Genomic DNA, 9712 nt, shown 5'->3' with positions numbered 1-9712 from the left:
GGCCGGTGCCAAGTCCAGGAACCGCCCTCGGCCGGCTGCTGCGGGCGGCCCGAGCCTGGCCAAGAGCAGCGACTCCGATGCCGGGGCGGTGGCCGCGTCGGGCGGTGGTTCGACCGCGGCGAAGGGTGGCGCGGCCAAGGGCGGCGCGACGAAGGCTGGGCGCGGCTCGTCGACGGCCCCGCCCGGGACCCGGTCCCGTAGCGGCGCGTCCGCCGCCCGCGCTGCCGGGCCGGCGAAGAGCTCCCAGCCGGATGCCCTGCCTGGCCCGGGTTCGGTCGGGGAAGCCGAGGACGCCGCGGCCCCCACCGCGGCGCGGCCCACGGCCGCGGGCAAGTCCTCGTCGGGTGGCCGGAAGAACTCGCCGGGCAAGGGCGCCGCGCAGGCCGCCGGCAGCGGCGCCGAGCCGGCCGCCGTGCCCGCGACGGGTGACGGCGCGGCGGCCCGCCCCGCTCCGGTTCCCGCCGGTGTCCGCCGCCAGGTCGGTGGTTCCCGCCCCGCCAAGCGGCGAGGCAAGGGCAAGCGGCCCGGCGGGCGGCGTTGACCCGGGGAGCCCCTCCCCGACCGGCCGGCGAACTCGCCGGTCCCCCTGATTTCGTCGCCGTGCGGAGGTATCCCGTAATCTCTGCTCCGCCGCCCCCTGTTCCCCTGGAGAAGCGCTGATGACCGGTTCGGCACCTGACCTGGCTGTGGATGGAGCTGGAGTCTCCGACGAGGAAGGCTCCCCGGAGGAGACCGGGCTCAGCCCGCAGGAGCGGCGACTCGTCGACCTCGAGCAGGAGGGGGAAATCGCCGCTGACTACATCGAGGGCCTGCTCGACATCGTCGATATGGACGGCGATCTCGATCTCGATGTCGAGGGCGGCCGGGCCGTCGTCGCGGTGGTCGGCGAGAAGCTGGACAAGCTGATCGGAACCGGTGGCGAGGCTCTCGAGGCGCTGCAGGAGCTGACCAGGCTGGCAGTCCTGCAGAAGACGGGTACTCGCAGCCGCCTCATGCTCGACGTCGGCGGTCACCGGGCGCGACGTCGGATTGAGCTCCGTCAGGTCGCGGTGGCGGCGGCGGAGCGTGCGGTCGAACGCGGCAAGCCCGAGACGCTCGCCCCGATGACCCCGTTCGAGCGCAAGGTCGTCCACGATGCGATCGCCGAGATCGACGGCGTCCACAGCGAATCCGAAGGTGAGGAGCCGAGCCGGCGGGTCGTCATCCTGCTCGGCTGACCCAGTCCCGGGCTGGCCACCCATCGGCGTCTGAAGCCGGCGCGTTGCGCGTGGACCGCGTCAGCCGGGCATAACGACCTCCCCTGCGTTGTGCCCTGATGGCAGCCGCTAGATTCGGGCTGGAGGTGCGGCGGTGACCGCCGCTGGTGATCGGGGGATGCCGTGCCGCCTGCGGGCCGTCGTCGGCCTAGGCGGTCCACGGCGCTGGCGGCCGGCGCGGTCGCGGTCGGCCTGTCCGGCGTGCTGTGCCTGCTGCACGCCTACCTGACCAGACCCCTCTGGTACGACGAGATCTGGCGGGCGCACTTCGTCAGCGAGCCGCTGGCGTCGTTCTGGTCGGAGCTGACGGTTGCCAACACGCCGTCCGCGTCCGGCTGGCTCGGGATCACCCGGCTCACCGGCGAGGTGTTCGGCTGGCACGCCTGGTCGCTGCGCCTGCCAGGCTACGTGGCGCTGCCGTTGCTCGGGGCCGCGATCGTCGTGCTCACCCGCCGCTTCGCGGGCACGGGTGCTGCGGTGCTCGCCGCCTGCTGGCTGTGCCTCAACACGACGTTTCTCGATCTTGCCACCCAGCTCAAGCCGTACACGGTGGAGGCGCTCGCCGCGGTGTGCATCGTCGGGGTCTGGACCGCGGATCCGCTCGGGCCGCCCGGCGAGGTTCCGGCCGCCGGCGCCGTTCGTGGACTTGACCGCGGCCGCCTGGCCCGGCGAACGGCGGCGGGTGCGCTGGCGCTCGCCGCCGTGCCGGGGATCTTCGTGGTGCTCCCGCTGGCGGCGGTCGACCTGTGGCGCGGTCCGGCGCGGCGGTGGCGGCTGGTCGAGTGCCTTCCCGCGATCGCCCTCAGCGCCGCGCACACAGTCGGTTTCGTCGCCCACCAGTCCAGCCAGCGCAACGGCGACTACTGGGATCGGCAGTTCCTCGCCGGCCGCGGGCCGTGGGCGGCACTGCGGTTCGTCGCCGAGCAGATCCGCGTCACCGTCACCGGCTCGCCGCCGGGAATCGACCGGTTCGACCCGAGCCTCATCCACGGCACGGTGCCCGCGGGCCCGTTGGGCTCGGCGCCGGCGGTCCTCATCGGGATCGCCGTCGCCGTGGCCGGGGGAATCGGTGTCGTGGCGCTCGCCCGCCACCGGCAGGGCCGGGCTCTGCTTGCCGCGCTCGGCGGTGCGGAGCTGATGATGCTCGGCGCGAGCGCCGCGCGTTACTGGCCGTTCGGACCGACCCGGACCAACCTGTACGTGGTGCCACTGCTCGTTGTTGTGGTGATGGTGGGCGCCGAGCGGGCGATCCGATTCCTTCTGTCGACGGTGTACGACCGCCTGCCCCGCGGCGGGCCCCAGCGGGCCGCTGAGCGCCCCAAGGCTACTCTCCCTACCCCGCCTATGCCGGGATCTGTAATAGCCCTATCACTCTCCGAGTTTTCGTCGGGGTCGATGACAGAAGGTGACGGCGGATCCGCCCTTCCCGAGACGGTGGTCCCGGCTCCCGCGGCCTCTCCGGCGACCCCGCCGCCAGCGCTGGCCGGGCCGGCCCGCGTGTCCCCGCTCGCGGGCTCGCGGCTCGGCCGGGCCCGCGCCGCGGTCGCGCTTCCCATCGCCGCGATCATCGCGATCACCAGCTGTGGTGCCCTGCTTGCGCAGACGTCCCTGTCGGGCAGTCGACCGCTGTGGGAGCACCGGGATCGGCTGCGCGGCCTGAACCTGATGGTCGACGCGACTCTCGTCACCCGCCGGGTGGCTCGGCCGGGAGACGTCGTCGCGGTCGGCGGTCGACTCGCCCGGCCGGGCTGGCTCTATGCGATGGAGGCCAGCGATGACGGACCGCGCGATCCCGCCGATCTTCGGCCCAGCTCCGGGAGGGAGCAGCGTTCCCGGCCGGGCGGCGCTGGGGGAACGGCGGCCGCCGACGAGACGTCCGCCGACGAGACGTCCGCCGCCGGGTCGCTGGTGACGGTGCCCGCGCCGCGCGGAGCCGTCGGCGGCACCGGTGGTCTCGTGGTCGACGGGGCGAGTGCCGTCGATGGTCACCGGCCGACGGACCTGGCGGCCGGCACTCGGATGGCCGGTACCCGGGTGGCCGTGGCCCGAGGGGGTGGTACGCCGGCCCGGATCGCCCGGCGGGACACCGTCTTCTTCGGCGGCACCAGACCCGCTCTGGTACGTCAGCTCGCGCACCGCCCGGTCCCACCCGGGCATCTGCTCGTCTTCGTCTTCGACATCGAGCGGTCGGATCTGGCTGGCCAGCTCGCCTCGCTGCACGGGGCCGGCTGGTGCGCGACCCAGGACTGGAATTTCCAGCTGACCGGAGTGCTGACCCGCTACGACCGTTGTGCCCCGGCCGCTCGGCCGCCTCGGCGGGTCATCGTCGCCTACCACTGAACCGCCGCTTGGCCCCCGAACCGGCCTCGAGGGGCGGCCGACTCGGACCGGCGGGATCCGTCGGGCACCGCGGCGCATGCCCCGTCGGGCACAGCGGGGATGCTTGTCGGGTGTGCGATCCTCTCTCTTCCTCGTCCTGTCCCGTCCGGTTCACGTCGCCCGGCGGCGGCCCACCCGAGCTGTTGCCGTGGACGGGATCCAGTCGGCCCGGCCTACCCGTTGCCGTCGAGGCAGCCTTCGGCAGTGACGGGAATGGCACCTCCGGGCCGGCCCGGGCGGGTGTGCGATGACCGACTCTGACGCCTCGGGCCCGGTGCGCCCAGCCGGTCAGTCGCCGTCGGTGCCGCCGGCGGCGGCCGAGCTGTTCGGTCCGCGGCTCGCGGCGGCGGCCCGCTTCACCGAACTGCTGGCGACCGCCGGGGTGGAGCGCGGGCTGATCGGTCCCCGGGAGACGGACCGGCTCTGGGAGCGGCACGTGCTCAACTGCGGGGTCCTCGCCGAGGTCGTCCCCGCGGGTGCTGATGCCGTTGACGTGGGCAGCGGCGCCGGTCTGCCGGGGATCCCCCTCGCCCTCGCCCGCCCGGACGTGCGGGTCGTGCTGCTCGAACCGATGGAACGACGCTGCCGCTTTCTTCAGGAGGTTGTGGCCGCCGTGGGTCTGGAAGGCCAGGTTTCCGTCCTGCGTGGCCGCGCGCCGGATGCCGGAATCGGCCCGGAGGGTCGTAGATTCGGGGTAGCCGTCGCACGCGCGGTCGCCCCGCTCGAGCGGCTGGGTGCAATCCTCCTTCCGATGCTGCAACCGGGTGGTGTCATGCTGGCGATGCGCGGTTCGCGGATCCTGGAGGAATTGCAGGACGCGCGCGGCAGTCTCGGAACCCAGGGGTGGCATCCGGTGGATGTCGTGGTGTGCGGAGAGGGGCGGGTGGATGAACCCACCCGGGTCCTCCGAGCCGTGCGGTCATCCCAGCCTTCCCGGGCCGAAGGCAGGAAAGGGCGCGGCGACGGTGAGCGGCACGATGGCAGACAGGTCAGACGAACGGCGCGGGACTCACGGCGATCACGGGAGGTCGATCGTGACCAGCCGACGCGTGGGCAGTCTCGTTCCACGTGAAACAGCGTCGACGGGCCGAAGCGGTTCCGCGGGCGGGGGCCATCGGGGTTACGACTCCGTCATCCCTCCGCTGGATCCGCTTGACCGGTCGACCCCGATCGGAGCGGCGGCGGCAGCAGCAGTGGAAGCTTTGGCGGCAGAACGACGACAACCATTCCCCCGGCCCGCTCGGCGGCGCATCATCTCGGTGGCCAACCAGAAGGGCGGCGTGGGCAAGACGACGACGACGGTCAATCTGGCCGCGGCCCTGGCCTCGCACGGCATCCGAGTCCTGGTGATCGACCTCGATCCGCAGGGTAACGCGTCGACGGCGCTTGGCGTCGACCACCATTCCGGTGTCCCGTCCATCTACGAGGTGCTCCTCGGTGACCGACCGCTCGACGAGGTCATCGTCGCCTCGACCGAGGCGCCGGAACTGTTCTGTGCCCCTGCGACGATCGATCTGGCCGGTGCCGAGATCGAGCTCGTCTCGCTCGTGGCGCGGGAGAATCGGTTGCACCGGGCCATCCAGAGCATGAAGCGGGAGGTCGACTACGTCCTCATCGACTGTCCCCCGTCGCTCGGTCTGCTGACCGTCAATGCTCTGGTGGCGGCGCGGGAGCTGTTGATCCCGATTCAGTGCGAGTACTACGCGCTGGAGGGCCTCGGCATGCTGCTGCGCAATGTGGAGCTCGTCCAGGCCCACCTGAACCAGGACCTGCGCCTGTCGACGATTCTGCTGACCATGTACGACTCACGCACCAGGCTGGCCGACCAGGTCGTCCACGAGGTCAAGGAGCACTTCGGGGATCGAGTGCTGGGCACCACGATCCCCCGCAACGTCCGGCTCGCGGAGGCCCCGAGCTACGGGCAGTCGGCGCTGACCTACGACCCGACCTCCCGAGGCTCCCTGTCCTACCTGGCGGCGGCCCGTGAGCTTGCCGAGCGGGGCTTCGAGCCGAACGGAGCGGATGTATGAGCGCGCGCCGCAGCGGGTTGGGGCGTGGGCTCGGAGCCCTCATACCCGTCGCCCCCCCGCCCGACGAGGAGCCCGGCGCCGATCGTTTCGCGGCCGACCCCGCCGGCTATGCCGAACCCGCTGGCTATGCCGACGGCGGCGGCGGTCACCTCGGCGCCTTCGGCCTGCGCAACGGCGAGCGCATCGGCGAGCGCAGCGGCCCGTTGCCCGTGCAGGGGGCGACCTTCCGTGAACTGGCGGTTGGGTCGATCGTGCCGAATCCGCGCCAGCCCCGGACGCACTTCGACGAGGATGCGCTGGAGGAGCTGGCCGCGAGCCTGCGCGAGGTCGGCCTGCTCCAGCCGGTCGTCGTACGCCAGGTGGGGCCGGAGCAGTACGAGCTTGTGATGGGCGAACGGCGCTGGCGGGCATCCCAGCTGGCCGACCTGACCCGCATCCCCGCGATCGTGCGGGAGACCGCCGACGACGCCATGCTGCGCGACGCTCTGCTGGAGAACCTGCACCGACAGCAGCTCAACCCGCTTGAGGAGGCGGCGGCGTATGAGCAGCTACTCAAGGACTTCGGGGCGACCCATGAGGAGCTCGCCGGCCGACTCGGCCGGTCCCGCTCGCACGTCACCAACACCATCCGCCTGCTCGGGCTGTCGCCCGCGGTGCAGCGGCGGGTTGCGGCCGGCGTGCTCTCGGCGGGGCATGCGCGGGCGCTGCTCTCGCTGCGCGACGCCGAGGCTCAGGATCGGCTCGCCACCCGCATCGTCGCGGAGGGGCTGTCCGTTCGGGCTGTCGAGGAGATTGTCGCGCTGGACGAGGACACGCCGCGCAAGCGGGCCCCACGTGGCCCCCGCTCGGCCCCGCCGACCCTGTCGCGACTCGCCGACCAGCTCTCGGACCGCTTCGAGACGCGAGTGAAGGTGGATATGGGGCGTAACAAGGGGAAGATCACGGTTGAGTTCGGCTCCATCGAGGACCTGGAGCGGATCGTCGCGGTGATGTCCCCCGCGACCGCGCCGGACGCCGTCTCGCCACATTAGCCCGCCGGCCGATCCAGGGATCCTTCCCCGGGGGAGGGGCGGGCGGCCTGACCAGCCTGGGACGCGGGGGCGAGGCGTCCCGGCTGGTGTCAGGCGGGATTGCTCGCTTGGCCGACCTTGCGGAGCACTCCCTCGGGAGTCATCGAGCCGAGCAGTCGTTCGAGCGCAACCTCGACGTCCTCACGCCAGCTCACCGTGTTCTTCACCTCGAGACGTAGCCGGGGCCACCGGTGGTGGGGGCGCACCGTCTTGAAGCCGACGGCCAGCAGGTAGTCGGCGGGCACCACGCACCGGGCGCTGGAGTTCTGCAGATCACCGAACGCCTCCACCGCCTTGAACCCCCGGCGCAGGATTTCCTTGGTGATGGACTGGATGAGGACGCGACCGAGGCCCTGGCCCGCGAACTCCTCCACGATGAGCGCGGTCATCAACAGGACCGCGTCCGGTGACACCGGGCTGGTGGGGAAGGCGACCGAGCGGGGCACGTACGCGGGCGGCGCGAACATGATGAATCCAGCCGGGACGTTGTCAACGTAGACGATCTTTCCGCAGCTTCCCCATTCAAGTAGCGCCGCAGAGACCCAGGCCTCCTTCTCGAGGTCGGTGGCTCCGGTCTCCTCCGCGCGACTGCGCGCGACCGGATCGAGCTCCCAGAACACGCAGCGGCGACAGGGCAGCGGCAGGTCGTCAATGTTGTCCAGGGTGATGTTCGCGATGCGACGGCTCATCGAAAGGGCACTCCCGCGGTCGGCCACCGGGCCGCCGTCCACCCCGGTGGGGTGAATCGCGGCCGTTTGGACTCAGCCTAGGCTGACCGGCCTGGATCGACCTCCGACGCACCGCACCCGTTTCACGTGAAACCACTCTCCCGTGCGCGCCGGGCTGCTGTGGGCGGCCTCGCTTCGCCGCGTCTCGCCGCGTTCGCCGGTGTGGCGCGGGTGCTGGTTGGACCTGCGGGGCCGTCAGGCGCGACCGGCGAGCCGCGGGACGTGGAGCTGTCCCGTCGGGGCGTCCATCTCCGGGGGGAGGAACAGCCGCTGCGTCGCCGCGAGGACCGCCTCGGCGACCGCGGCGCGGAACTCGGTCGAACCGAGTGCGCGCGCGTCTTGATCGTTGGTCAGATAGCCGAGATCGAGCCGGACCGTCGGCATCCGAGTGCGGCGGAGCAGATCCCAGACCTTCGGGTGCGTGCGGCAGTCCGGCATGTCGGTGCGGGAAACGATCTCACGCTGGACAAGCTGGGCGAATCGCTCACCGACGGCCGAGGATCCACGGGCGTTGCCGTAGTAGTAGGCCGAGACTCCCCGCGCGTGACGGGATGTGCTGCCGTCCGCGTGCAGCGAGATCAGGAGGTCGGCCTCGAGCTCGTTCGCGCGGGCGGCGCGTTCGGACTCGTTCGGCGATTCGTCCGGGCCGTGGATGAGGTGGGATTCCAGGCCGGAGTCGAGCAGGCGGGTGGTGAGCCTGGCGGCGAGATCGGCCATGATGTCCCGCTCGCACAGGCCGCCACTGACGATGCCGAGGTCGTCGCCGCCGTGCCCGGGATCGAGGGCGACGACCACCCCGAGCAGCGAGGTGCCGCGGGCGAGCAGGCGGACCGACTCGCGCAGCACGTCGGGACGGCCACCGGTCACGGTGCGGCGCAGCCGCTTGAGCTCGCGCAGCGTCCGCGGACCGCAGCGGCCGTCGGGATCCAGGCCGCGGTTGCGCTGGAAGTCGCGCACCGCGCTCTCCGTCCGCGGGCCGAAGATGCCGTCGGTTCGGCCGATGTCGAATCCCATGTTGAACAGGCGCTCCTGCAACGCCGCCACGTCGTCCCCGACGAAGGGGTGCGCGGCGCTCAAATAGAGCAACCTGTCGCCGAGATTGTGGCGGGCCTCCTCGAGCGCCCGTGCGGTGTCCGGACCAAGTATCCCATCGACGGAGAGGCCCCGGCTTTGCTGGAATGCCCGCAGCGCGTTGTCGAGGTCGGGGTCGAACCGGTCGGGCGGCCCGGCCGCGGCACCCCCCGACGCCGCAGCCGGGCCGGGTGCGCCGTCCGCAGCTGGCACCGCCGGGATGGCTGGCACTGCGGGGATGGGCGGGGCGGTAGCGGCCGGCGGGGGCAGCTCAGTCCCCATCGACTCCCCGGGACGTGTTCCGGGCGGCGCGACATTGCCCCGTTCCCCGCTTTGGCGGGGGGTCGCGGGGAGAAAACCTAGATAGGTCAGGGCCGCCCGAACCTCGGCGACGGCGGAACCTTGGTCTCCCAGCCGCAACAGCTTCACGAACGTGTACCTTTCAGCTTGCCTGCCCCCAACGTGTTCCCCGGCGGAACCCGGTGGTCGGGACCGCCGCGTCGACGAACTGTTTCCCGACTGCCGATTGCTGAATCTCAAGCCTAGGGCATGCCCGCGTGGTCCGACCGATCGCGAGCGGGATCCTCCGCTATTGACCCTGCGTGACCGACCTGTCTGCGCTGTGGTAGGGCATCCCATCCTGGCGGCCGGCCTCGAGGCGAGCCGCAGGCGGCGGCGGGTCCCGGGATACGCCTACGGCCCGCCGGCAGGGACGCTCGGCGGGCCGTAGGCGGCGGCCGCTGCCGCGCCCACCCGCGAGGGTGAGCGCCGCGTGGCCGTCGGGGAGGATCAGTTGTCGCGGGGAACGATCAGATGTAGGGCGAGAGGTCGCGCAGCAGGGCAGCCTTCGGCTTCGCGCCGACGATGCTCTTGTCCACCTCGCCCTTGACGAAGACCGCCATGGTCGGGATCGACATGATCTGGTAGTTCCGCGCCGTCTCCGGGTTCTCGTCGATGTTCAGCTTGACGATCCGCAGCTTCTCGCCGTGCTCCTTGGCGATCTCCTCAAGGACCGGCCCGACCATCTTGCACGGGCCGCACCACTCGGCCCAGAAGTCCACCAGGACCGGTACGTCGCTCTGTAGGACCTCGGCGGTGAAGGTGCTGTCGGTCACGGGGGTGGTGCCTGCCATGGCTGTTCTCCCTGCTGGATGCGGTGGTGGGGTGGGGGCGATGCC

8 protein-coding genes and 1 pseudogene are annotated in these 9712 nt (G+C 71.9%); 6 read left to right on the top strand and 3 right to left on the bottom strand.

What is annotated here, in order from left to right:
- The 6 genes and pseudogenes from NBZ83_RS25670 to NBZ83_RS25645 all read left to right on the top strand — a co-directional run.
- Positions 1 to 541 (top strand): annotated as a pseudogene (locus NBZ83_RS25670) (membrane protein insertase YidC); the annotation flags it as partial.
- Between the two features lie 118 nt (positions 542 to 659).
- On the top strand, positions 660 to 1217 hold the full coding sequence (locus NBZ83_RS25665) for a Jag family protein (RefSeq protein ID WP_261567075.1): 558 nt from the start codon (positions 660 to 662) through the stop codon (positions 1215 to 1217).
- Between the two features lie 162 nt (positions 1218 to 1379).
- A complete protein-coding gene (locus tag NBZ83_RS25660) occupies positions 1380 to 3596 on the top strand; it encodes a hypothetical protein (protein WP_261575957.1) in 2217 nt (738 codons plus the stop codon).
- A gap of 286 nt (positions 3597 to 3882) precedes the next feature.
- Complete coding sequence (gene rsmG / locus NBZ83_RS25655; protein WP_261575956.1) at positions 3883 to 4707, top strand: 16S rRNA (guanine(527)-N(7))-methyltransferase RsmG; 825 nt, start codon at positions 3883 to 3885, stop codon at positions 4705 to 4707.
- A 187-nt stretch (positions 4708 to 4894) separates the two neighbouring features.
- Entirely contained in the window at positions 4895 to 5665 is a 771-nt protein-coding gene (locus NBZ83_RS25650; protein WP_498041077.1) for a ParA family protein, read from the top strand.
- A complete protein-coding gene (locus NBZ83_RS25645) occupies positions 5662 to 6696 on the top strand; it encodes a ParB/RepB/Spo0J family partition protein (protein WP_261567079.1) in 1035 nt (344 codons plus the stop codon). Before NBZ83_RS25650 ends, NBZ83_RS25645 begins: the two co-directional genes overlap by 4 nt.
- Before the next feature lie 89 nt (positions 6697 to 6785).
- On the opposite strand, the gene NBZ83_RS25640 is transcribed toward NBZ83_RS25645, so the two are convergent.
- The 3 genes from NBZ83_RS25640 to trxA all read right to left on the bottom strand — a co-directional run bounded on the left by NBZ83_RS25640 (position 6786) and on the right by trxA (position 9667).
- Complete coding sequence (locus tag NBZ83_RS25640) at positions 6786 to 7424, bottom strand: GNAT family N-acetyltransferase (protein WP_261567080.1); 639 nt, start codon at positions 7422 to 7424, stop codon at positions 6786 to 6788.
- A 234-nt stretch (positions 7425 to 7658) separates the two neighbouring features.
- A complete protein-coding gene (locus tag NBZ83_RS25635) occupies positions 7659 to 8963 on the bottom strand; it encodes an N-acetylmuramoyl-L-alanine amidase (protein WP_261567081.1) in 1305 nt (434 codons plus the stop codon).
- Between the two features lie 380 nt (positions 8964 to 9343).
- On the bottom strand, positions 9344 to 9667 hold the full coding sequence (gene trxA / locus NBZ83_RS25630) for a thioredoxin (RefSeq protein ID WP_044885652.1): 324 nt from the start codon (positions 9665 to 9667) through the stop codon (positions 9344 to 9346).
- Positions 9668 to 9712: the final 45 nt, after the last annotated feature.

The sequence above is a fragment of the Frankia gtarii genome, from assembly GCF_025403375.1.
Lineage (GTDB): Bacteria > Actinomycetota > Actinomycetes > Frankiales > Frankiaceae > Frankia > Frankia gtarii.
The sequence above is the reverse complement of the archived record's forward strand: the minus strand, read 5'-3'. Positions and strand labels throughout refer to the sequence as shown.